At 62.6% G+C, this 21,268-nt stretch carries 19 protein-coding genes; 14 read left to right on the forward strand and 5 right to left on the reverse strand.

Annotation, left to right across the window (positions count from 1 at the left end; translation table 11 throughout):
* The first annotated feature begins 211 nt into the window (after nucleotides 1-211).
* From CRO75_RS05975 to CRO75_RS06010, 8 genes are all read left to right on the forward strand, one after another.
* On the forward strand, nucleotides 212-1,009 hold the full coding sequence (locus tag CRO75_RS05975) for a gamma-glutamyl-gamma-aminobutyrate hydrolase family protein (protein ID WP_097134712.1): 798 nt from the start codon (nucleotides 212-214) through the stop codon (nucleotides 1,007-1,009).
* A gap of 30 nt (nucleotides 1,010-1,039) precedes the next feature.
* Complete coding sequence (locus tag CRO75_RS05980; protein ID WP_007928318.1) at nucleotides 1,040-2,398, forward strand: glutamine synthetase family protein; 1,359 nt, start codon at nucleotides 1,040-1,042, stop codon at nucleotides 2,396-2,398.
* A gap of 57 nt (nucleotides 2,399-2,455) precedes the next feature.
* On the forward strand, nucleotides 2,456-3,820 hold the full coding sequence (locus tag CRO75_RS05985; protein ID WP_062824303.1) for an aspartate aminotransferase family protein: 1,365 nt from the start codon (nucleotides 2,456-2,458) through the stop codon (nucleotides 3,818-3,820).
* A gap of 186 nt (nucleotides 3,821-4,006) precedes the next feature.
* Nucleotides 4,007-5,101, forward strand: coding sequence for a polyamine ABC transporter substrate-binding protein (locus CRO75_RS05990; RefSeq protein WP_097134713.1), 1,095 nt, complete (start codon nucleotides 4,007-4,009; stop codon nucleotides 5,099-5,101).
* Between the two features lie 186 nt (nucleotides 5,102-5,287).
* Nucleotides 5,288-6,382: a polyamine ABC transporter substrate-binding protein gene (locus tag CRO75_RS05995; RefSeq protein WP_009051375.1), complete on the forward strand. Its 1,095-nt coding sequence runs from the start codon at nucleotides 5,288-5,290 to the stop codon at nucleotides 6,380-6,382.
* Nucleotides 6,383-6,453: 71 nt separating this feature from the next.
* Nucleotides 6,454-7,596: a polyamine ABC transporter ATP-binding protein gene (gene potA, locus CRO75_RS06000; RefSeq protein ID WP_007928322.1), complete on the forward strand. Its 1,143-nt coding sequence runs from the start codon at nucleotides 6,454-6,456 to the stop codon at nucleotides 7,594-7,596.
* Nucleotides 7,597-7,631: 35 nt separating this feature from the next.
* Entirely contained in the window at nucleotides 7,632-8,513 is an 882-nt protein-coding gene (locus CRO75_RS06005) for an ABC transporter permease subunit (protein WP_169916015.1), read from the forward strand.
* Entirely contained in the window at nucleotides 8,510-9,400 is an 891-nt protein-coding gene (locus tag CRO75_RS06010; protein ID WP_062824305.1) for an ABC transporter permease subunit, read from the forward strand. Before CRO75_RS06005 ends, CRO75_RS06010 begins: the two co-directional genes overlap by 4 nt.
* A 373-nt stretch (nucleotides 9,401-9,773) precedes the next feature.
* Here CRO75_RS06010 and CRO75_RS06020 read toward each other — a convergent pair whose 3' ends face one another.
* Together CRO75_RS06020 and CRO75_RS06025 are read right to left on the reverse strand one after the other, a co-directional pair.
* Nucleotides 9,774-12,185, reverse strand: coding sequence for a penicillin acylase family protein (locus tag CRO75_RS06020; RefSeq protein WP_097134715.1), 2,412 nt, complete (start codon nucleotides 12,183-12,185; stop codon nucleotides 9,774-9,776).
* 106 nt (nucleotides 12,186-12,291) lie between these two features.
* Entirely contained in the window at nucleotides 12,292-12,870 is a 579-nt protein-coding gene (locus tag CRO75_RS06025) for a DUF6436 domain-containing protein (RefSeq protein WP_097134716.1), read from the reverse strand.
* 109 nt (nucleotides 12,871-12,979) lie between these two features.
* Between CRO75_RS06025 and CRO75_RS06030 the strand changes: the two genes are divergently transcribed.
* Nucleotides 12,980-13,903, forward strand: a complete 924-nt coding sequence (locus CRO75_RS06030; RefSeq protein ID WP_097134717.1) for an alpha/beta hydrolase — start codon at nucleotides 12,980-12,982, stop codon at nucleotides 13,901-13,903.
* Between the two features lie 110 nt (nucleotides 13,904-14,013).
* On the opposite strand, the gene CRO75_RS06035 is transcribed toward CRO75_RS06030, so the two are convergent.
* Nucleotides 14,014-14,766 carry a DUF2059 domain-containing protein gene (locus tag CRO75_RS06035; protein ID WP_009046081.1) on the reverse strand — a complete coding sequence of 251 codons (753 nt, stop codon included), beginning with the start codon at nucleotides 14,764-14,766 and terminating at the stop codon, nucleotides 14,014-14,016.
* A 171-nt stretch (nucleotides 14,767-14,937) separates the two neighbouring features.
* Here CRO75_RS06035 and CRO75_RS06040 point away from each other — a divergent pair, with 171 nt between their 5' ends.
* Both CRO75_RS06040 and CRO75_RS06045 read left to right on the forward strand, forming a co-directional pair.
* Complete coding sequence (locus CRO75_RS06040) at nucleotides 14,938-15,570, forward strand: 2OG-Fe(II) oxygenase (protein WP_037034054.1); 633 nt, start codon at nucleotides 14,938-14,940, stop codon at nucleotides 15,568-15,570.
* 2 nt (nucleotides 15,571-15,572) lie between these two features.
* Nucleotides 15,573-16,055 (forward strand): DUF523 domain-containing protein, encoded by a 483-nt coding sequence (locus CRO75_RS06045; protein WP_097134718.1) that lies wholly within the window; start codon nucleotides 15,573-15,575, stop codon nucleotides 16,053-16,055.
* A gap of 94 nt (nucleotides 16,056-16,149) precedes the next feature.
* Here the strand turns inward: CRO75_RS06045 and CRO75_RS06050 are convergent, their stop codons facing one another.
* The gene (locus tag CRO75_RS06050; RefSeq protein WP_009046078.1) at nucleotides 16,150-16,923 is read right to left on the reverse strand and encodes a transporter substrate-binding domain-containing protein; all 774 of its coding nucleotides are present in this window, start codon (nucleotides 16,921-16,923) and stop codon (nucleotides 16,150-16,152) included.
* Between the two features lie 133 nt (nucleotides 16,924-17,056).
* Here CRO75_RS06050 and CRO75_RS06055 point away from each other — a divergent pair, with 133 nt between their 5' ends.
* Nucleotides 17,057-17,494 carry a DUF4399 domain-containing protein gene (locus CRO75_RS06055; protein WP_097134719.1) on the forward strand — a complete coding sequence of 146 codons (438 nt, stop codon included), beginning with the start codon at nucleotides 17,057-17,059 and terminating at the stop codon, nucleotides 17,492-17,494.
* A 90-nt stretch (nucleotides 17,495-17,584) separates the two neighbouring features.
* Here the strand turns inward: CRO75_RS06055 and serA are convergent, their stop codons facing one another.
* Complete coding sequence (gene serA / locus CRO75_RS06060; protein WP_007932850.1) at nucleotides 17,585-18,814, reverse strand: phosphoglycerate dehydrogenase; 1,230 nt, start codon at nucleotides 18,812-18,814, stop codon at nucleotides 17,585-17,587.
* Between the two features lie 204 nt (nucleotides 18,815-19,018).
* Between serA and CRO75_RS06065 the strand changes: the two genes are divergently transcribed.
* Nucleotides 19,019-20,413 carry an FAD-binding oxidoreductase gene (locus tag CRO75_RS06065; RefSeq protein ID WP_097134720.1) on the forward strand — a complete coding sequence of 465 codons (1,395 nt, stop codon included), beginning with the start codon at nucleotides 19,019-19,021 and terminating at the stop codon, nucleotides 20,411-20,413.
* A 55-nt stretch (nucleotides 20,414-20,468) separates the two neighbouring features.
* Nucleotides 20,469-21,134 (forward strand): fumarylacetoacetate hydrolase family protein, encoded by a 666-nt coding sequence (locus CRO75_RS06070; protein ID WP_007932846.1) that lies wholly within the window; start codon nucleotides 20,469-20,471, stop codon nucleotides 21,132-21,134.
* Nucleotides 21,135-21,268: the final 134 nt, after the last annotated feature.

The raw sequence follows: 21,268 nt of genomic DNA on the forward strand, positions 1-21,268 counted from the left end.
ACCCGAACAGCATGCCGAAGTCAAGCGAGGCCTTTTTTGCCCTAAAAAAGCGCCTGCGGGGCATTTTTGGGGCGCTTTTCTGGCTTCGGAGGGCTTGGCCGCCACGGCCTTGAGCGGGCCGTGTTGTATTTTTTACGGGGGTGTTGTGTAAAAAAATGAACAAGGCTAAGCTCGATTTAAACCCATAACAGCAATAATACCGGGGTGTTTCATGTCTCGCCTGCCGTTAATCGGCGTCACCGCCTGCTCCAGGCAGATCGGTCTGCATGCTTATCACATCAGTGGCGACAAATACGTCCGCGCAGTGGCAGTAGCAGCCAAGGGCGTGCCCATGATCCTCCCGTCCCTGGCCGATATTCTGAGCCCGTCCGATATTCTGGACGGTCTGGATGGCATCCTCTTTACCGGTTCACCCTCCAATATCGAACCTTTTCACTATAGCGGTCCCGCCAGCGCGCCGGGAACCGCGCACGACCCTGCCCGTGATGCCAGCACCCTGCCGCTGATCCGCGCCGCGGTGGCGGCCGGGGTTCCGGTACTGGGGATCTGTCGCGGCTTTCAGGAAATGAACGTGGCCTTCGGCGGCAGCCTGCATCAGCGGGTCCACGAAGCCGGCCCGTTCATGGACCACCGCGAGGACGATAGCCAGCCGGTGGAAGTGCAATACGCTCCGGCCCATGCGCTGCATGTACAGCTGGGCGGGGTGCTGGCCGGCCTCGGCCTGCCGGCGCAGATTGAAGTCAATTCGATTCATGGCCAAGGCGTTGAACGTCTGGCGCCGGGCCTGAAGATAGAGGCCCTGGCACCCGACGGGTTGATCGAAGCCTTCTCCGTCGAGGGGGCGCCGATCGAGGGAGGCAAGGCTTTTGCTTTGGGGGTGCAATGGCACCCCGAATGGCAGGTAAGCTCTAACCCTCACTACCTCGCCATCTTCCAGGCATTTGGCGATGCCTGTCGCCAGCGGGTAATGCAACGCGACGCCAATGCGTCACAAAAACCTGGCTTATAAGAGCCAGGAAACTCACGCCTAGAGGCATTTATGAGTAACAACCTCGACCAGCTCACCGATTGGTTGAAAGACCACAAGATCACAGAAGTCGAATGCATGATTGGCGACCTGACCGGGATTACCCGGGGCAAGATCTCGCCGACCAACAAGTTCATCGCCGAAAAAGGCATGCGCCTGCCCGAGAGCGTGCTGTTGCAGACGGTGACCGGCGACTATGTCGAAGACGACATCTATTACGAACTGCTGGACCCGGCCGACATCGACATGGTCTGCCGCCCGGACCAGAACGCGGTATTCCTCGTGCCCTGGGCCATCGAGCCGACCGCCCAGGTGATCCACGACACCTACGACAAGCAGGGCAACCCGATCGAGCTGTCGCCGCGCAACGTGCTCAAGAAGGTCCTGAAACTCTACGCCGACCACGGCTGGCAGCCGATCGTGGCTCCGGAGATGGAGTTCTACCTGACCAAGCGCAGCGACGACCCGGACTACCCGTTGCAGCCACCGGTCGGCCGCTCCGGGCGCCCGGAAACCGGTCGCCAGTCGTTCTCCATCGAAGCGGCCAACGAATTCGACCCGCTGTTCGAGGACGTCTACGACTGGTGCGAACTGCAGGAACTGGACCTCGACACGCTGATCCACGAAGACGGCACGGCGCAGATGGAGATCAACTTCCGTCACGGCGACGCCCTGTCCCTGGCCGACCAGATCCTGGTGTTCAAGCGCACCATGCGCGAAGCCGCGCTCAAGCACGAGGTGGCCGCCACCTTCATGGCCAAGCCGATGACTGGCGAGCCGGGCAGCGCCATGCACCTGCACCAGAGCATCATCGACATCGAGACCGGCAAGAACGTCTTCTCCAATGAAGACGGGACCATGAGCCAGCTGTTCCTCAACCACATCGGCGGCCTGCAGAAGTTCATCCCCGAGCTGTTGCCGCTGTTCGCGCCCAACGTCAACTCGTTCCGCCGCTTCCTGCCGGACACCTCGGCACCGGTGAACGTGGAGTGGGGCGAAGAGAACCGCACCGTGGGCCTGCGCGTGCCGGATGCCGGGCCGCAGAACCGCCGGGTGGAAAACCGCCTGCCGGGCGCCGACGCCAACCCTTACCTGGCCATCGCCGCCAGCCTGCTGTGCGGGTTCATCGGCATGGTCGAAGGCCACAACCCGAGCGCGCCGGTGGTTGGCCGCGGTTACGAGCGTCGCAACCTGCGCCTGCCGTTGACCATCGAGGACGCCCTGGAGCGCATGGAAAACAGCAAGACCATCGAGAAGTACCTGGGCAAGAAATTCATCACTGGCTACGTCGCGGTCAAGCGGGCCGAGCATGAAAACTTCAAGCGCGTCATCAGTTCGTGGGAGCGGGAATTCCTGCTCTTCGCCGTCTGATGCGCGGGGCGCCGCCGTCACCGGCGGCGCCCTCACCGGAAAATCAGGAGAGTTCCAATGATCAGCAACAACCCGCAAACCCGTGAGTGGCAAACCCTCAGCAGCGAGCACCACCTGGCCCCGTTCAGCGACTTCAAGCAATTGAAGGAGAAGGGCCCGCGGATCATCACCAACGCCGAGGGCGTTTATCTCTGGGACAGCGAGGGCAACAAGATCCTCGACGGCATGGCCGGGCTGTGGTGCGTGGCCATCGGTTATGGCCGCGAAGAACTGGCCGACGCCGCCAGCAAGCAGATGCGCGAGCTGCCGTACTACAACCTGTTCTTCCAGACCGCCCACCCGCCGGCGCTGGAACTGGCCAAGGCCATCTCCGATGTGGCCCCCAAGGGCATGAACCATGTGTTCTTCACCGGCTCCGGTTCCGAAGGCAACGACACCATGCTGCGCATGGTTCGCCACTACTGGGCGATCAAGGGCCAGCCGAAGAAGAAAACCATCATCAGCCGGGTCAACGGTTATCACGGCTCCACCGTGGCCGGCGCGAGCCTGGGCGGCATGACCTATATGCACGAACAGGGCGACTTGCCGATCCCGGGCATCGTGCATATCCCGCAGCCTTACTGGTTCGGTGAAGGTGGCGACATGACCCCGGACGAGTTCGGGATCTGGGCGGCCAACCAGCTGGAAGAAAAAATTCTCGAAGTCGGCGTCGATAACGTCGGTGCCTTCATCGCCGAGCCGATCCAGGGCGCGGGCGGCGTGATCGTGCCGCCAGAAAGCTACTGGCCGCGGATCAAGGAAATCCTCGCCAAGTACGACATCCTGTTCGTCGCCGACGAGGTGATCTGTGGGTTCGGGCGGACCGGTGAGTGGTTCGGTAGCGATTTCTACGACCTCAAGCCGGACATGATGACCATCGCCAAGGGCCTGACCTCCGGCTACATCCCCATGGGTGGCCTGATCGTGCGCGACGAAGTGGTGGCGGTGCTCAACGAGGGCGGCGATTTCAACCACGGTTTCACCTATTCCGGGCACCCGGTGGCCGCCGCCGTGGCCCTGGAAAACATCCGCATCATGCGCGACGAAAAAATTATCGAGCGCGTCAAGGCAGAAACGGCACCTTATTTGCAGAAACGCCTGCGGGAACTGAACGATCACCCGCTGGTGGGTGAGGTTCGCGGAGTCGGCCTGTTGGGCGCCATCGAGCTGGTTCAGGACAAGGCCACCCGTGCGCGGTATGTCGGAAAAGGCGTCGGCATGATCTGCCGGCAGTTCTGCTTCGACAACGGCCTGATCATGCGCGCCGTGGGCGACACCATGATCATTGCTCCGCCCCTGGTGATCACCAAGGAGGAGATCGATGAGCTGGTGAGCAAGGCCCGCAAGTGCCTGGACCTGACCTTGAGTGCGTTACAGGGCTAAGTGCTAGGCTCTGAGCGGAGTACCCCACGGTACTTCGCTCGGGGCGGCCATAAAGGATGGGGTCTTCTGTTGAAAGCCCGCCTTGGAACTTGCCAGACTACCGCCTGTTTTTAGTTGCCTGGCAACCGGTCGCTGAACACAAGGTTAAAAAGAATAATTGGAGCATGACGCATGAAGGCAATAGGTATGAAGAAAGCTGGCAAGACCCTCCTCGCCATGTCCCTGATGGGCGCGATAGCGGCAGTGGCCCAGGCAGACGACAAAGTGCTGCACGTTTACAACTGGTCCGACTACATCGCACCTGACACCATCGCGAACTTCGAGAAAGAGTCCGGGATCAAGGTGGTCTACGACGTTTTCGATAGCAACGAGACCCTGGAAGCCAAACTGCTGGCAGGCAAGTCCGGTTACGACGTGGTCGTGCCGTCGAACAACTTCCTGGCCAAGCAGATCAAGGCCGGTGTTTATCAGGAGCTGGACGTCTCCAAGTTGCCCAACTGGAAAAACCTGAACCAGGATCTGCTCAAGGCGGTTTCGGTCAGTGACCCGGGCAACAAGCACGCTTTCCCATACATGTGGGGTTCCATCGGCATCGGTTACAACCCGGAGAAGGTCAAGGCTGCGCTGGGCGTCGACAAGATCGATTCCTGGGACACCCTGCTCAAGCCCGAGAACATTGCCAAGCTCAAGGGCTGCGGCGTGAGCTTCCTCGACTCGCCAACCGAAATGATCCCGGTCGCCCTGCATTACCTGGGCCTGCCGACCGACAGCCAGAAGAAAGACGACATCAAGAAAGCCGAAGAGCTGTTCCTCAAGATCCGTCCTTCGATCACCTACTTCCACTCCTCCAAGTACATCTCGGACCTGGCCAACGGCAACATCTGCGTAGCGGTCGGCTACTCGGGTGACGTGCAGCAGGCCAAGTCCCGCGCCGCCGAAGCCGGCGACAAGGTGAAAGTCAGCTACGTCATTCCGAAAGAAGGCGCCGGCAGCTTCTACGACATGGTCGCTATCCCCAAGGATGCGGAAAACGTCGAGGGCGCCTACAAGTTCATGACCTTCCTGCAGAAGCCTGAAGTCATGGCCGGCATCACCAACGCCGTGCGTTTCCCGAACGGCAACGCCGCCGCAACGGCACTGGTAGAAAAAGACATCACCAGCGATCCGGGCATCTACCCACCAGCAGACGTGCAGGCCAAGCTGTATGCGATCGCCGATCTGCCGGCCGCCACCCAGCGTGAGCTGACCCGCAGCTGGACCAAGATCAAATCCGGCAAATAAACCGGTTTGAGGCAGCAACCGCTGGCCGTCGTCCCCGCGAGGGCGGTCAGCGGTGCAATTAAATGACAGAAAGTTTTGCTGGATCGGTTTATCGAAGGTAAGTTGCGCGCCGGTTTTGTTGCCGGGCAGCTCTTGGCTGTCATGTAGTGCGGGCAACTCAGGCCCAATTGTTGAGAGGACCTCCACTTGCCTATTTCTTTATTTCGCAAAGCCATGCTGGTGGGCGCCGGGCTGACGCTGGCCGTCAGCGCTTATGCCGCGCCGACCGTGCATATTTATAACTGGTCTGACTATATCGGTCAGAGCACATTGGCGGACTTCGAAAAGGCCACCGGCATCAAGCCGCTGTATGACGTGTTCGACTCCAACGAAACCCTGGAAGGCAAGTTGCTCGCCGGTCGTACCGGTTATGACGTGGTCGTGCCGTCCAACCACTTCCTGGGCAAGCAGATCAAGGCCGGGGCGTTCCAGAAGCTCGACAAGGCGCAGTTGCCCAACTATTCCAATCTCGATCCGGTGCTGCTCAAGCGTCTGGAAAAGAACGACCCGGGTAACCAGTACGCCGTGCCTTACCTGTGGGGCACCAACGGCATCGGCTACAACGTCGAGAAGGTCAAGGCCGCGCTGGGCGTGGACAAGATCGACTCCTGGGCCATGCTGTTCGAGCCGGAAAACATCAAGAAGCTGTCGAGCTGCGGAGTGGCTTTCCTCGACTCCGCCGATGAAATGCTCCCGGCGGTGCTCAACTACATGGGCCTGGACCCCAACAGCCAGAACCCCGACGACTACAAGAAGGCCGAAGCCAAGTTGCTGGCGGTGCGGCCTTACGTGACCTACTTCAACTCCTCGAAATACATCTCCGACCTGGCCAATGGCGAAATCTGCGTGGCCGCGGGTTTCTCCGGCGATGTGTTCCAGGCCAAGGCGCGCGCCGCCGAAGCTGGCAAGGGCATCGAGATCGCCTATGTGATTCCCAAGGAAGGCGGCAACCTCTGGTTCGACATGCTGGCCATTCCCAAGGATGCCGGTAACGTCAAGCAGGCCCATGCCTTCATCAATTACCTGCTCAAGCCTGAGGTGATCGCCCAGGTCAGCGATTCCGTCGGTTATGCCAACCCGAACCCCAAGGCGGGCGAGCTGATGGACCAGTCGGTCCGCAAGGACGAAGCCGTTTACCCGGCGCAGGAGATTGTCGACAAGCTGTACGTCAACTCAGAGTTGCCGCCCAAGATCCAACGACTCATGACCCGCAGCTGGACCAAGGTCAAGTCGGGCAAATAGCGTCAATCGCTCAAACTATCCAGAGTTCGCCCGCATGGGGCGAACTGCAAATTCTGTTGGGAGTTTCGTAAATGGCAGTTGCCTCCGGCGCCTACAAGAAAGCCCTCGAGGGCGACCAGACACCGAAGCAGGTGTTGGTCAAGATCGACCGGGTCACGAAGAAGTTCGACGAGACGATTGCCGTGGACGATGTGTCCCTGGAAATCAAGAAAGGCGAGATCTTCGCCCTGCTCGGCGGTTCTGGCTCGGGTAAGTCCACCCTGCTGCGGATGCTCGCGGGGTTCGAACGGCCCACGGAGGGGCGCATCTACCTGGACGGTGTGGACATCACCGACATGCCGCCCTACGAGCGGCCGATCAACATGATGTTCCAGTCCTACGCACTGTTCCCGCACATGACCGTGGCGCAGAACATCGCCTTCGGCCTGCAGCAGGACAAGATTCCCAAGGCCGAGATCGATGCCCGCGTGGCCGAGATGCTCAAGCTGGTGCAGATGAGCCAGTACGCCAAGCGCAAGCCGCACCAGCTGTCCGGCGGCCAGCGCCAGCGCGTGGCCCTGGCCCGTTCCCTGGCCAAGCGGCCGAAGCTGCTGCTGCTCGACGAACCGATGGGCGCCCTGGATAAAAAGCTGCGCTCGCAGATGCAACTGGAGCTGGTGGAGATCATCGAGCGCGTCGGCGTGACCTGCGTGATGGTGACGCACGACCAGGAAGAAGCCATGACCATGGCCGAGCGCATCGCGATCATGCACCTGGGCTGGATCGCCCAGATCGGCAGCCCGATCGATATCTACGAAACCCCGACCAGCCGCCTGGTCTGCGAGTTCATCGGCAACGTCAACATCTTCGAGGGTGAAGTGATCGACGACGCCGAAGGCCACGCGACCATCACCTGCAAGGACCTGGACCGCAACATCTACGTGGGCCACGGCATCAGCACCTCGGTGCAGGACAAGTCGGTGACCTACGCCATCCGCCCGGAAAAACTCCTGGTGACCCCGGACATGCCGACCTGCGAATACAACTGGTCGAGCGGCAAGGTGCACGACATCGCCTACCTGGGCGGCCACTCGGTGTTCTACGTCGAGCTGCCGAGCGGCAAGCTGGTGCAGTCGTTCGTGGCCAACGCCGAGCGTCGCGGCGCGCGTCCGACCTGGGGCGACCAGGTGTACGTCTGGTGGGAAGACGACAGCGGCGTGGTACTGCGCTCATGAACATGCGAAAGCTCAAGCGCCGCCTCAATCGAATAATTCCCGGTGGCCGCCAGATGGTCATCGGGGTTCCGTTCCTCTGGCTGTTCCTGTTCTTCATGCTGCCGTTCTTCATCGTCCTGAAGATCAGCTTCGCCGAAGCGGACGTGGCCATTCCGCCGTACACCGAGATCTACAGCTTCATCGACCAGAAGCTGCAGGTGCTGCTCAACCTGGGCAACTACGCGATGCTCGGCGACGACGAACTGTATATCGCCGCCTACCTCGGCTCGCTGAAGATGGCGTTCTTCAGCACGCTGCTGTGCCTGCTGATCGGCTACCCGATGGCCTATGCCATCGCCAGCGCCCGCAAAGAGCTGCAGACCGTGCTGGTGCTGCTGATCATGATGCCGACCTGGACCGCGATCCTGATCCGCGTCTATGCCTGGATGGGCATCCTCAGCAACAACGGCCTGCTCAACGGCTTCCTGATGAGCATGGGTTTGATCGACGAGCCGCTGCAGATCCTCAACACCAACCTGGCGGTGTATATCGGCGTGGTCTATTCGTACCTGCCGTTCATGATCCTGCCGCTCTACGCCAACCTGGTGAAGCACGATACCAGCCTGCTGGAAGCCGCTTCGGACCTGGGTTCGAGCACTTTCAACAGCTTCTGGAAAATCACCGTGCCGCTGTCGAAGAACGGCATCATCGCCGGCTGCATGCTGGTGTTCATCCCGGTGGTGGGCGAGTTCGTGATCCCGGAACTGCTCGGCGGTCCGGAAACCCTGATGATCGGTAAAGTGCTCTGGCAAGAGTTCTTCAACAACCGTGACTGGCCGGTGGCATCGGCCCTGGCAGTGGTGATGCTGGCGATCCTGATTGTGCCGATCATCCTCTTCAACCGCAGTCAGGCCAAAGAAATGGAGGGCAAGGAATGAAGCGCTTCAGTTTCTCGAATCTGATGCTGGTGGTGGGTCTGCTGTTCATCTACCTGCCGATGCTGATCCTGGTGATCTACTCGTTCAACGCCTCCAAGCTGGTGACGGTCTGGGGCGGCTGGTCGGTGAAGTGGTACGTCGGCCTGCTGGACAACTCGCAACTGATGGGCTCGGTGGTGCGCTCCCTGGAGATCGCCTGCTACACCGCGATCGCCGCGGTGGCCCTGGGTACCCTGGCGGCCTTCGTCCTGACCCGTATCACCCACTTCAAGGGCCGCACGCTGTTCGGCGGCCTGGTCACCGCGCCGCTGGTGATGCCGGAAGTGATCACCGGCCTGTCGCTGCTGCTGCTGTTCGTGGCCATGGCGCAACTGATCGGCTGGCCGCAGGAGCGCGGCATCGTCACCATCTGGATCGCCCACACCACGTTCTGCGCGGCCTATGTGGCGGTGGTGGTGTCGGCGCGTCTGCGTGAGCTGGACCTGTCTATCGAAGAGGCGGCTATGGACCTCGGCGCGCGGCCGTGGAAGGTGTTCTTCCTGATCACCATTCCGATGATCGCGCCATCGTTGGCGGCGGGCGGCATGATGTCCTTCGCCTTGTCCCTGGACGACCTGGTGCTGGCGAGCTTCGTCTCCGGCCCGGGTTCCACCACCTTGCCGATGGAAGTGTTCTCGGCGGTGCGTCTGGGGGTGAAACCGGAAATCAACGCCGTGGCCAGCCTGATCCTGCTGGTGGTGTCGCTGGTGACCTTCCTGGTCTGGTACTTCAGCCGCCAGGCCGAAGAGCGCCGCAAGCGCGCCATCCAGCAAGCCATCGAAGAGGCCGCGGCCGATTCCTGGAAGCAGCCGGACGTGCGCCGCGCACAGGCCCCGGAAGCGGCCTGATACGCGACAGCCGGAAGGTCTTGACCGCGACAAGACATCGCCCCTGTTCAGGGGCGATGTCGTTTTCGGGGGGAGCCGCTGCCGCAGGCTGCGATCGACCGGAACGGTCGCAGCGGTCTCAAGGTCGCCGAGGTCCTTCGGACCTATCGCAGCCTGCGGCAGCGGCTACAGCAGAAAACGCCTCGGCTCTTCAGCGAGTCGTATGCCGCCAGGGCGTGCAGTAAATAGACATAGGCCGTTCCGGCATTCAGTGAGATGGCGGTGGCCAGGGTGGCGGCAATCTCTTCACGGGTGGCCCCGGCCTTGAGTGCCGCGTCGACTGGATTGCCAGCCAAGCTGACTGCTGCGGGTCAGGCGCCGTTCACCACGGGGGTTACTGCGCCGTCCGCGCCGGCAACAACTTCAGGGTGCTGCGGGTATTGGCCGTGACCTCTTCTTCGTTGAAGTGCGCCTGCTGGTACACCCCTTCGATATAGGCCTCGGCCTGATCCTGATAGTGCTTGTCGAACAGCACGCCGCTTTGCCCGACCGGGTTGACGCTCAGGCTGTGGGCCGGGTCGGCGAAGTCGATCAGGCGCCGGGTGGACGGACCATAGGTCACCGGCCAGGGCGCGGGGCCGATCTTGGCCGATTGATTGTTCGGCACTTCGTGGGTGCCGGGCGCGGCGAACGGGCCGACGTTGAACACCCGGTCCAGGGGCTTCTGCAGGCCCAGCGGATGACCGTGGGTCAGGGTATGCGCCTGGCCCCACAGCCACTTCGTCGAGTCGTCGCCAAAGGTCGCCTTGAGATGAGCGAGGCTGGCGCGCCAGGCGACCCTGACGGTGTCGGCGCGGCTTTCCTGGCCCAGGGTGTTGCGGTTGTCCCACCACGGCGAATCGGCGGAGGCGGCCAGGCGTGGCAGCGCGGCGTCGATCACCCGGGTGGACAGCAGGGTGTCGAAGAAGGCGTCGCCCAGCTCGTCGTGGAAGGCGGCGTCGGTGAGGTTGAACAGGAACTGGTTGAACAGGGTGGCGCTGGTGGAGTCCAGCGGGTAGTCGCCTTTCCACTGCGCCAGTTGCTCCACCAGCTTGAGCTCCTGCGGGTCGCTCACCACCTCGCGCAGGACCGGCAGCAGCGGCGCCAGCAGGCGCGGGCCATAGGCGGTGGTGGTGCCCAGCTGGAGTTTCTGGCTGGCTTCGATATCCCATTTCACGCTCTTGTCGCCGAGCTGGCGGTCCAGTTGCTGGCCACGGTCGGCGAGGTTGTAGTAACCGGGAATCTCCATGCCGCTGGGCGAGACCGGCTGGAAGTTGGCCGAAACGATATAGCCGCGCGCCGGGTTTTCTTCCTGGGGGTTGGCGCTGAACGGGTAGAAGCCCTCTTTGTCCGCCAGCGAGGTGCTGCCGTCGAGGATGAACGTGCCCTTGGCGCCGATCGGGCGTTTCGGCAACAGCGCCGCGGCCCACCAGCCGATGTCGCCCTTGGCGTTGGCCCAGACGATGTTCAAGCCCGGCGCCTGGACCTTGGACGCGGCACTGCGGGCCTTGGCCAGGGTGTCGGCGCGGTTGAGCTGGTAGAAGCCGTCGAGGATCGGGTTCGGCGTCTCGAGGAAGGCCCACCACATGGCGATCGGCGTCTTGCCGGCATTGGCCCCGAGCACGTCGTTGACGATCGGCCCGTGGGGCGACTGGCGCAGGATCTGGGTGACCGGCGGCTGGCCCTTCACCGCGATCTGCTGCTCGCTGTTGACCAGGTCGACCCACTTGCCGTGGTACCAGACCTGGTTGGCGTTGTTCGGGTTGACCTTCTCGGCGATCAGGTCCAGATCGTCGTTCTGGAACATGGTCAGGCTCCAGCCGAAGTCCAGGTTGTGGCCGAGAAAGGCGAAGGGCACCAGCGCCTGGTGATGACCGTAGAGTTCGAAGCCCGGTGCCGACAGCTGGGCCTCGTACCACACCGACGGCACCGCGAAGCGGATGTGCGGGTCGCCGGCCAGCAACGGTTTGCCGCTCTTGGTGCGGCTGCCGGACACCGCCCAGGCGTTGCTGCCCTCGAATTGCGGCAGGCCGGCGTCGGCCAGGGCCTGTTCGCTCAGCCGGGCGATGGCGCCCAGGTCCTGCCAGTCGCTGGCGGCCAGGCTTGGCGCCAGCGGGCCGCGGCCCTTGGCCAGGGCGCCCTTGGGCTGCCAGTCGAGGTCGAAGACTTTCAGGTAGTCGCTGCCGAGCTGGTCGCGCACGTAGGTCAGCAGCGGTTCGGTGCGGAAGGCCGCGGCGAAGCTGTAGGCCATGTAGCCGGCAACGCTGATGCTGTCTTCGGCGGTGAAAGAACGCTTGGGAATCCCCAGGACATCAAATTCGATCGGTTGCGGATGGCTGTTCTGATACTGGTTGACCCCGTCCAGGTAGGCTTGCAGGCCCTTCCAGGCAGGGGACTGGCGATCCAGCCCGGCGACGTAGCTGTCGGCGCGCTCGCGGATGCGCAGGCTGCGGAATAGCTTGTCGGTGTCGAGCAATTTGGGGCCGAGTATCTCGGCCAGCTCGCCGCGGGCCAGGCGCCGCATGACTTCCATCTGGAACAGCCGGTCCTGGGCGTGGACGTAACCCAGCGCGCGGTACAGGTCGGTTTCGTTTTCCGCGCGGATATGCGGCACGCCGCGTTCGTCGTAGCGCACCGTGACCGAGCCCTGCAGGCGCTCCAGCTCGACCTGGCCCTGGCGCGACGGCTGCTTGCTGTACAGGTACCAGCCCCCTCCCGCGGCAAGGGCGAGGATCAGGACGACGAGTACGGTCAGGCTGCGTTTCATGGTGACTCCTTGTTCTTACTGCGATTTGCCTGCCGTGGGGAAGGCAAACATTTAGCACAGGCCTTCTGTGCCGGGCATCCGTTGTCTGCGAAAAGTCAGGAATGCCTTAATCCGTCTGTTTCGGCCATGGACAATAACAGCCCACCGCCAAGGTGTGGGTGGCGCTGACCGCGCGGCCTTCGTGCAGGGCCTGGAGGATAGGTTCGATAAAACTGTTGCTGGAATTGCAGGTCAGGCCTTCGCTGTAGGGGCCGAAATAGGCCAGGGTGCCGTTGCGGTCCCAGATCGCCACGGCCGGGCTGGCGGGGATCTGCTCCGAGCCGGGCAGGCCGTCGAGGATTTTCAGGCGGCTCAGGGTGGCGGGCAACTGGCCGTGGCTGTCGGCCTTCTGTACCGAGTAGAACTCCACGCCCTGCGGGCCGTAGTGTTCGATCAGCTCGGCCAGGTGCTGCTGGTTGCCGACATTGCACGGGCAGGCCGGGTCCCAGAAATGCACCAGGCGGATGGCGCCTTTGCCGGCCAGCCCGGGCGGCAGTTGCAGGGGGTCGCCGGAAAACACCGCGGTGTGTTCGCTGAAGGTGCGCAGAAAACGTCCCTGGAACCAGTCGTAGGCGACCCACAGCACCCCGGCGCACAGGAGGGCGAGCAGGCTGGCAAGCAGGGTCGTGCGGTAGGGCAGACGCATACGGATCATTCCTCGAAGGTCGCGTAGCTTGCCATGCTTGCCCCGACAGATGAATATCGCAGGCCGATAAAGCCTGTTTCGCGTTCCGCGCCACCCTGGGAAAACCCTTATGCCTGCGACCTTCGACCCCGACCTTCTGCGCGCCAGCCTGCGGCCCCTGGCCGAGGCGCAGCCGCTCTCGGCCCAGGCGCAGGCCTATCAGCGTTTCTATGGGCTGGATCTGCCGGTCAAGCGTGGGCTGGGGCGTTTCGCGGTCGGCGGTTTTGAGGTGGTCGGCCAGGTCTGGTGGCCCGAGCAGCCGGTGGCGACCTTGTTTCTGTTGCACGGTTTCTACGATCACATGGGCTTGTACCGGCATGTGATCGAGTGGGCGCTGCAGCGGCAGTGGGCGGTGATTGCCTGCGACCTGCCGGGTCATGGCCTGTCCAGCGGCGAGCGCGCCAGCATCGATGATTTCGCGGTGTACCAGGCGGTGCTGCAAGGCTTGTTCGACGAAGCCCGGTCTCTTGATCTGCCCCAGCCCTGGCACCTGTGCGGGCAAAGCACGGGCGGGGCGATCGTGATCGATCACTTGCTCAACCAGGGCGCACAGAGCCCGGCCCAGGGCCAGGTGATCCTGCTCTCGCCGCTGGTGCGCCCGCGCGCCTGGGGCTGGTCGAAGCTCAGCTATTACATGCTCCGGCCTTTCGTCAAAGGCATCGCCCGGCGCTTCAGCGAGAACTCCACCGACCCCGATTTCCTGCCGTTCCTGCAGCGCGACCCGTTGCAACCCCTGCGCCTGCCGACCGCCTGGGTCGGGGCGTTGGCGCAGTGGATCAAGCGCATCGAGCTGGCCCCGCGCAGCAGCCGGCAGCCGCTGATCGTTCAGGGGCAGGCGGACATGACAGTGGATTGGCAGCACAACCTGCAGGTGATCCGGCAGAAGTTCCAGCAGCCCCAGGTGCTGATGCTGCCCGAGGCGCGGCATCACCTGGCGAACGAGGCGGCGCGCATTCGCCAGGAATACTTCGCCTTCCTGAACCAGCATCTTTGAATGGATTCACGCGCCTGTAGCCGCTGCCGAAGGCTGCGATAGGTCCGCAGGACCTCAGCGGTCGACCGTACCGGTCGATCGCAGCCTCCGGCAGCGGCTACAAGAGGCGCTTAGGGCGTGAGGCTCGAAGTGCTCTGGCCGACGGCCAGCCCGGCGCGGATCGCGGCGAGGGCGGCCTGGTAGTAGGCCTTGCCTTCGGCGGACTCGGCGAAGTTGGCGAACTCTTCCAGCTCGGGGTCGGACAGGTCGCGATAGACGTACAGCAGGGTGTTGTTCAGGTCGTTGCCGATCTGAGCCATCAGCCGCTGGCGCTGGCCGTTGAGCATGTTCTGCGCCTGGCCGGCACCCAGCAGGCCGGGGATCATCTGGCTCAGGCTGTCGGCAGCCACGCCGGCGATCGCCAGGCTGACTTCCGCTCCGGCTTCACGGGCCGGCAGCGCCTGGGCCAGGTGGCCGATGATCAGCTGACGGGTATCGCTGGCCTGCATCTTCGGCAGGCCCTGGGCGTTTTTCGCCAACTGGTCGCGGCGGGTTGCCAGCAGTTCGGCGGCAACGATCTTGCGCCCCAGCGGCGACTGGAAAAACGCCAGGGCCGGTTTCGGATCAGCGAGATTCTGCCGCAACTGCGCCTGGGCGCGGCGGTCCATGGCCTGCGGCGCGAAGCGCTGGTTGCTGTTGTTGACCAGGGCCTGATAGACCGCTGGCGGCAGGCTATTCTGGTAACGCTGCTGGGCGGCGGTGAGGGCATCGTTGAAATGCGCGCGTTGTTCCGGCCAGCCGGCGACCTTGTATAACTGGTCGTGGCCGTCTGCCCAGGCGGGCAACACACAGAACATCAACAGTGAAAAAAGCAAACGGCGCATAAGGACTCCTGTCGGCAGCCCACTATTCTCCGGGGCGAGGCGATGGTTGTCGAGAATTCGTATCAGGTTCAGTACGCAAACTGTCCGATCGAACGACGAACAGAGGCGGCGCCAGGCTGCTTGGTCAGAATTCTCTCGCGGATCTGTCGGATTCATCTGGGTGTGGATACTATGCGCGCCATGCAAATACCCTCTGATCACCCGCTGCTGTTACGCATTGTCGATGACCTGGCCACCCGTGGCTGGTCACAGCAGAACATCTTCCTGCCAGAAGCCCTGACCCTGGAACTGGCGGCCGAGTGCCGTAAGCGCGCGGCCGAAGGCGAGCTGGCGCCAGCGGCGGTTGGCCGTGGCCCGGCGCAGGAGATTCGCGAGGGGATCCGTGGCGATCATATCCAGTGGCTCGAGCCCGGCCAGGCCGACTGCTGCGATACCTACCTGGGCTTGATGGACAGCCTGCGCGAGGCGCTGAACCGTGGGCTGTTCCTCGGTCTGGAAGACTTCGAAAGCCATTTCGCGCTGTACCCGCCAGGGGCGTTCTACCTCAAGCACGTCGACCGTTTCCGCGACGATGACCGGCGCATGGTGTCGGCGGTGATCTATCTCAATCAGGACTGGCTGCCGGAGCAGGGCGGGCAACTGCGCATGTACTTCGATGGCGAGACCGAATACGACGTGGATCCCGCCGGCGGCCGGTTGGTGGTGTTCCTCTCCGGCGAGGTGCCCCACGAAGTCCTGCCCGCGACCCGGGAGCGCCTGTCCTTGACGGGCTGGTTCCGCCGTCGTGGCAACGAGCCGTTCTGATCATGCACAAGATCCTGGTCAGTCGCTGCCTGTTGGGCCACCGCGTGCGTTACGACGGGGCGGCCAGCGGGCCGTTCGATCAATTGGTGCGCTGGCAGGCCGAAGGCCGGGTGGTTGCGTTGTGCCCGGAAGTCGCCGGCGGCTTGCCGACGCCACGGGCGGCCGCGGAAATACCCGGCGGGCAGGGCGGTGAAGTGCTCGATGGCCTGGCGCGGGTTATCACCAGCGAGGGCGAGGATGTCAGCGCCGAGTTCCTCAGTGGCGCCCGGCAGGCGCTGGAGCTGGTGCGCGAACACGGGATTCGCATCGCCGTGCTCAAGGCCAACAGCCCATCCTGCGGCAACCTGTTGACCTACGATGGCAGCTTCAGCGGGGTCAAGGTCAGCGGCGAGGGCGTCACCGCCGCCTTGCTCAAGCGCGCCGGGGTGCAAGTGTTCAGCGAGCTGGAACTGGCCGAGGCCGCCGCGGCCCTGGCGGCGCTCTAGCCCCTGTAGCCGCTGCCGCAGGCTGCGAAAGGTCCGCAGGACCTCGGCGATATCACCTTTTGCGCAGCCGCAGCCTTCTGCAGCGATTACAGCATCAAGGCTTGGGCGGCTTGCTCGCATCCATGCCGAACCATTTTTCCGACAACGCCATCAGCCGGCCATCGGCCTTGATGCGCTGCAGCGCGCCGTCGAGGCTCGCCTGGAACGCCGGATTACCTTTCTGGAACGGGATCGCCAGGCTCAGGGTCGGCCCGACCTTGGCGCCTTCCTTCACCGGCAGGCGGCTGTCGCGAATGGCGTAGGGGATCAGCAGGCGGTCGCTGATGGCCGCGTCGAGCTGCTTGTCGGCCACATCCTTGATGGGTTGCTGGGCGTTCGGGTAGCTGCGCAGGTCGATGCCTTCAACAGTGCGTGCCTGCTCGGCGAACTGGCTGCCCTGGGCCACGCCGAGGGCCTGGCCCTGGAGCGCCTGCAGGCTGCCCAGCGCGCGCTGTTCTTCCTTGCGTACGATCAATTGTGCGCTGGAATAACTGTAAGGCTCGCTGAAGTCGAAACGATCCTTGAGTTCCGGGGTCATTGCTACGTGATTGATGGCGATGTCGTAGCGGCCGCTTTCGACGCCAGGTAGCAGGTCGGCAGCGTCGGCGACCACGAAGTCAGCCCGCACATCCAGTTCCCGGGCGAGCAGTTGGCCCAGCTCGACTTCGAAGCCGGTGAGTTTGCCGTCGTCCTTGAAGTTGAAGGGCGGGGTGTTGGCTTCCAGCGCGATACGCAGTTCCCCGCGATCGTTCACATCGTCGATCAGTTCGGCTTGAGCGTAAGTGCTCACAAGAGGTAGCAAAAGTATCAGGCCAGGCAGGAAACGCATGGTCACTCCTTGAATTTATATGTGCGATGCGCTGTTCAGGCTCGCTTTGCTATGGTGTTGATTGCCCTTCGACAACGATATGCCACGAAGTTGTCATAACCGTACCGATTTTGCGGAAAAACTGGAGAATAGAATGAAAACCTTTATATCTCGTGCTACATTGGCCGGCCTGATGCTGGGGGCTTCGATGCTGGCTTGTGCGGCGGATATTCCTCGCACCAAGGCGCCGGAAGGCGCTTCTGTATTTATCGTCACCCCGGTCAATGGCGATACCGTGGCCAAGACCTTCAAGGTCAAGTTCGGCGTCAGCGACATCTCCCTGGCGCCCGCCGGCGACCAGACTCCGCACACCGGGCACCACCACCTGCTGGTCGACGTCGACAAGCTGCCAGCCGAAAACATGCCGATCCCGGCCGACGCCCAGCATATCCACTTCGGCAAGGCCCAGACCGAAACCGAGCTGACCCTGGCCCCGGGCAAGCACACCCTGCAGCTGGAGCTGGGCGACAAGAACCACGTACCGTTCGACCCGCCAATCGTTTCGGAAAAGATCACCATCACCGTCAAGTAAGCGCGGACGGTAAAAACTGCCTGTAAACGAAACTGCCTGTAAATAAAAAGGGAGGCCCCAGGGCCTCCCTTTTTTATTGCCAGCGAGTGCTTAGAACAGCACGCGGCTGCGGATGGTGCCGTTGACGTGTTGCAGCTTCTCTTGCGCCAGCTCCGAGTATTCGGCGTCGACGTCGATCACCACGTAGCCCACCTTCTCGTTGGTCTGCAGGAACTGACCGGAGATGTTGATGCCGTTTTCGGCGAAGACCTTGTTGATCTCGCTCATCACACCCGGGATGTTCTCGTGGATGTGCAGCAGGCGGTGCTTGCCAGGGTGAGCCGGCAGGGCCACTTCCGGGAAGTTCACGGACGATACCGAAGTACCGTTGTCGCTGTACTTGACCAGCTTCTCCGCCACTTCCAGGCCGATGTTGGCCTGGGCTTCGGCGGTCGAACCGCCGATGTGCGGGGTCAGGATCACGTTGTCCAGGCCGCGCAGCGGGCTTTCGAACTCTTCGTCGTTGGAGCGTGGCTCCACCGGGAACACGTCGATGGCGGCGCCGATCAGGTGCTTGTCCTTGATCGCTGCGGCCAGGTGGTCCAGCTCGACCACGGTGCCGCGGGCGGCGTTGATCAGGATGCCGCCTTTCTTGATGGCGCGGATTTCCTTCTCGCCGATCATCCACTGGGTGGCAGCGGTTTCCGGAACGTGCAGGGTGACGATGTCGGACATGCCCAGCAGCTCGTGCAGGTTGCCGACCTGAGTGGCGTTACCCAGTGGCAGCTTGGTCACGGTGTCGTAGAAGAACACTTGCATGCCCAGGCCTTCGGCCAGGACCGACAGTTGGGTGCCGATCGAGCCGTAGCCGACGATGCCCAGCTTCTTGCCACGGATCTCGAAGGAGTTGGCCGCGCTCTTGATCCAGCCGCCACGGTGGCAGGAGGCGTTCTTCTCCGGGATACCGCGCAGCAGCAGGATCGCTTCGGCCAGCACCAGTTCGGCTACGGAACGGGTGTTGGAGTACGGTGCGTTGAACACCGCGATACCGCGCTCGCGAGCCGCGTCGAGGTCGACCTGGTTGGTGCCGATGCAGAAGCAGCCAACAGCGACGAGCTTCTTCGCGTGATCGAAGATTTCTTCAGTCAGCTGGGTGCGGGAGCGAATGCCGATGAAGTGCGCATCGGCGATCTTTTCCTTCAGCTGGGCTTCCGGCAGAGAACCGGTGAGGTACTCGATACTGGTGTAGCCCGCGGCCTTGAGGACGTCGACAGCCGATTGGTGGACGCCTTCGAGAAGAAGGAACTTGATCTTGCTCTTATCGAGAGAAGTCTTGCTCATCTGCGTAAACCTGTGTCCCGGAGAAAAATGGCAGGAAATGGTCAACAGATGCTGACCCGGACGGCAGGAAAGCCGTCGCCGCAGAACGCCCTTCGGCACTATTCTGCGGGGGGTCGTATGCTAGCATACGGACCCCGCGAAACACTCGTTCCTGCGACGTGAAGCGTTCTCAGGATGGCCATGAATTGTTCGAGAGTTCTGTCGATGACCAATCCTGCGCTGATTGATGAGCTGAAGACCCTGGTCGAGGCTGGCAAGGTCCTGACCGATGCCGACTCCCTGAATGCTTATGGCAAGGATTGGACCAAACACTTCGCCCCGGCGCCGAGCGCCATCGTCTTTCCCAAGACCGTCGAGCAGGTCCAGGCCATCGTGCGCTGGGCTAACCGGCACCAGGTCGCGCTGGTGCCGTCCGGCGGCCGCACCGGCCTGTCGGCCGCCGCCGTGGCGGCCAATGGCGAAGTGGTGGTGTCTTTCGACTACATGAACCATATCCTCGACCTGAACCTGACCGACCGCACCGCGGTCTGCCAGCCGGGCGTGGTGACCGAGCAGTTGCAGAACCGCGCCGAAGAAAGCGGCCTGTATTATCCGGTGGACTTCGCTTCCGCCGGCTCCAGCCAGATTGGCGGCAATATCAGCACCAATGCCGGCGGGATCAAGGTGATTCGCTACGGCATGACCCGCAACTGGGTGGCCGGCCTGAAAGTGGTCACCGGCAAGGGCGACCTGCTGGAGCTGAACAAGGACCTGGTCAAGAACGCCACCGGCTATGACCTGCGCCAGCTGTTCATCGGCGCCGAGGGCACCCTGGGCTTCGTGGTCGAGGCCACCATGCGCCTGGAACGCGCGCCGAACAACCTCACGGCGATGGTGCTCGGTACACCGGATTTCGACTCGATCATGCCGGTGCTGCATGCCTTCCAGGGCAAGCTCGACCTGACCGCCTTCGAATTCTTCTCCGACAAGGCCCTGGCCAAGATCCTCGGCCGCGGCGACGTCCCGGCGCCGTTCGAGACCGACTGCCCGTTCTATGTGCTGCTGGAGTTCGAAGCCAGCAACGAGGACGTGGCCAACGACGCCCTGGCCACCTTCGAGCATTGCGTGGAGCAGGGCTGGGTGCTGGACGGCGTGATGAGCCAGAGCGAGCAGCAACTGCAGAACCTGTGGAAATTGCGCGAGTACATCTCCGAGACCATCTCGCATTGGACCCCGTACAAGAACGACATTTCGGTCACGGTGTCGAAGGTGCCGGCTTTCCTGAAGGATATTGACGCGATCGTCGCGAAAAATTACCCGGACTTCGAAGTGGTCTGGTATGGCCACATCGGCGACGGCAACCTGCACCTGAACATCCTCAAGCCGGACGACCTGAGCAAGGACGAGTTCTTTGCCAAGTGCGCCACCGTCAACAAATGGGTGTTCGAAACCGTCGAGAAGTACAACGGCTCGATTTCCGCCGAGCACGGGGTGGGCATGACCAAGCGCGATTACCTGACCTACAGCCGTTCGCCGGTGGAAATCGACTACATGAAGGCGGTCAAGGCGGTGTTCGACCCGAACGGCATCATGAACCCGGGCAAGATTTTCGCTGTTTGACCCCAGGGTCACTCAAGCAGCGGTACCTGATGAACCAAACGAGCAGGAGTCGGTAATGAGCTATCAGCACCAGTATGTCGACGGTACCCGTATTCATTTCCCGGTCGGCAAGATCGTGTGCATCGGGCGCAACTATGCCGAGCACGCCAAGGAACTGGACAATCCGGTGCCGACCGAGCCGCTGCTGTTTATCAAGCCGGGCAGTTGCGTGGTGCCGCTGGAAGGCGGTTTTGCCATCCCCACGGAGCGTGGCTCCGTGCATTACGAGGCGGAAATCGCGGTATTGATCGGCAAGCCACTGTCGACCCAACCCAGCCGCGAAGAAGTGCTGGATGCCATCTCCGGTTTCGCCCCGGCCCTGGACCTGACCCTGCGCGACAAGCAGGCCGAGCTCAAGGCTAAGGGCCTGCCCTGGGAAATTTCCAAGTGCTTCGACGGCGCCTGCGTGCTGGCGCCCTTTGTGGTCGGCAGTACGTTCCCGGACCTGACCGACATCAATATTCGCCTGACCATCAACGGCGAGGTCCGTCAGGACGGCAACAGCAGCATCATGCTCAACCCGATCGTACCGATGATCCAGTACATGGCCGGCTGCTTCTCCCTGCAGGCGGGCGACGTGATCCTGACCGGTACGCCGGTGGGCGTCGGTCCGCTGAATGTGGGCGACGAGCTGGTGCTGGAGCTGCCGGGCGTCAGCCGCTTCGAAAGTCGCGTTAGCTGACTCAGCGGGGCCCGCCTGCAATGGGCGGGCCTCTCCTAAGAGGGTGTAGACAAAATAAACTAAAGTTACCATTTCTTCTGCCTGGACAGCCTCGAAGTCATGCCTAGAATCGGACGCCCGCCCGCGATTACCGC

The organism is Pseudomonas sp. LAMO17WK12:I10, assembly GCF_900215185.1.
Classification (GTDB): domain Bacteria; phylum Pseudomonadota; class Gammaproteobacteria; order Pseudomonadales; family Pseudomonadaceae; genus Aquipseudomonas; species Aquipseudomonas chlororaphis.

Bases quoted from the DNA above. Each gene is read 5' to 3' on its own strand.
- CRO75_RS05975 (WP_097134712.1), top strand. From the start codon at position 212: ATGTCTCGCCTGCCGTTAATCGGCGTCACCGCCTGCTCCAGGCAGATC.
- CRO75_RS05980 (WP_007928318.1), top strand. From the start codon at position 1,040: ATGAGTAACAACCTCGACCAGCTCACCGATTGGTTGAAAGACCACAAG.
- CRO75_RS05985 (WP_062824303.1), top strand. From the start codon at position 2,456: ATGATCAGCAACAACCCGCAAACCCGTGAGTGGCAAACCCTCAGCAGC.
- CRO75_RS05990 (WP_097134713.1), top strand. From the start codon at position 4,007: ATGAAGAAAGCTGGCAAGACCCTCCTCGCCATGTCCCTGATGGGCGCG.
- potA (WP_007928322.1), top strand. From the start codon at position 6,454: ATGGCAGTTGCCTCCGGCGCCTACAAGAAAGCCCTCGAGGGCGACCAG.
- CRO75_RS06010 (WP_062824305.1), top strand. From the start codon at position 8,510: ATGAAGCGCTTCAGTTTCTCGAATCTGATGCTGGTGGTGGGTCTGCTG.
- CRO75_RS06020 (WP_097134715.1), bottom strand. From the start codon at position 12,185: ATGAAACGCAGCCTGACCGTACTCGTCGTCCTGATCCTCGCCCTTGCC.
- CRO75_RS06025 (WP_097134716.1), bottom strand. From the start codon at position 12,870: ATGCGTCTGCCCTACCGCACGACCCTGCTTGCCAGCCTGCTCGCCCTC.
- CRO75_RS06030 (WP_097134717.1), top strand. From the start codon at position 12,980: ATGCCTGCGACCTTCGACCCCGACCTTCTGCGCGCCAGCCTGCGGCCC.
- CRO75_RS06035 (WP_009046081.1), bottom strand. From the start codon at position 14,766: ATGCGCCGTTTGCTTTTTTCACTGTTGATGTTCTGTGTGTTGCCCGCC.
- CRO75_RS06040 (WP_037034054.1), top strand. From the start codon at position 14,938: ATGCGCGCCATGCAAATACCCTCTGATCACCCGCTGCTGTTACGCATT.
- CRO75_RS06045 (WP_097134718.1), top strand. From the start codon at position 15,573: ATGCACAAGATCCTGGTCAGTCGCTGCCTGTTGGGCCACCGCGTGCGT.
- CRO75_RS06050 (WP_009046078.1), bottom strand. From the start codon at position 16,923: ATGCGTTTCCTGCCTGGCCTGATACTTTTGCTACCTCTTGTGAGCACT.
- CRO75_RS06055 (WP_097134719.1), top strand. From the start codon at position 17,057: ATGAAAACCTTTATATCTCGTGCTACATTGGCCGGCCTGATGCTGGGG.
- serA (WP_007932850.1), bottom strand. From the start codon at position 18,814: ATGAGCAAGACTTCTCTCGATAAGAGCAAGATCAAGTTCCTTCTTCTC.
- CRO75_RS06065 (WP_097134720.1), top strand. From the start codon at position 19,019: ATGACCAATCCTGCGCTGATTGATGAGCTGAAGACCCTGGTCGAGGCT.
- CRO75_RS06070 (WP_007932846.1), top strand. From the start codon at position 20,469: ATGAGCTATCAGCACCAGTATGTCGACGGTACCCGTATTCATTTCCCG.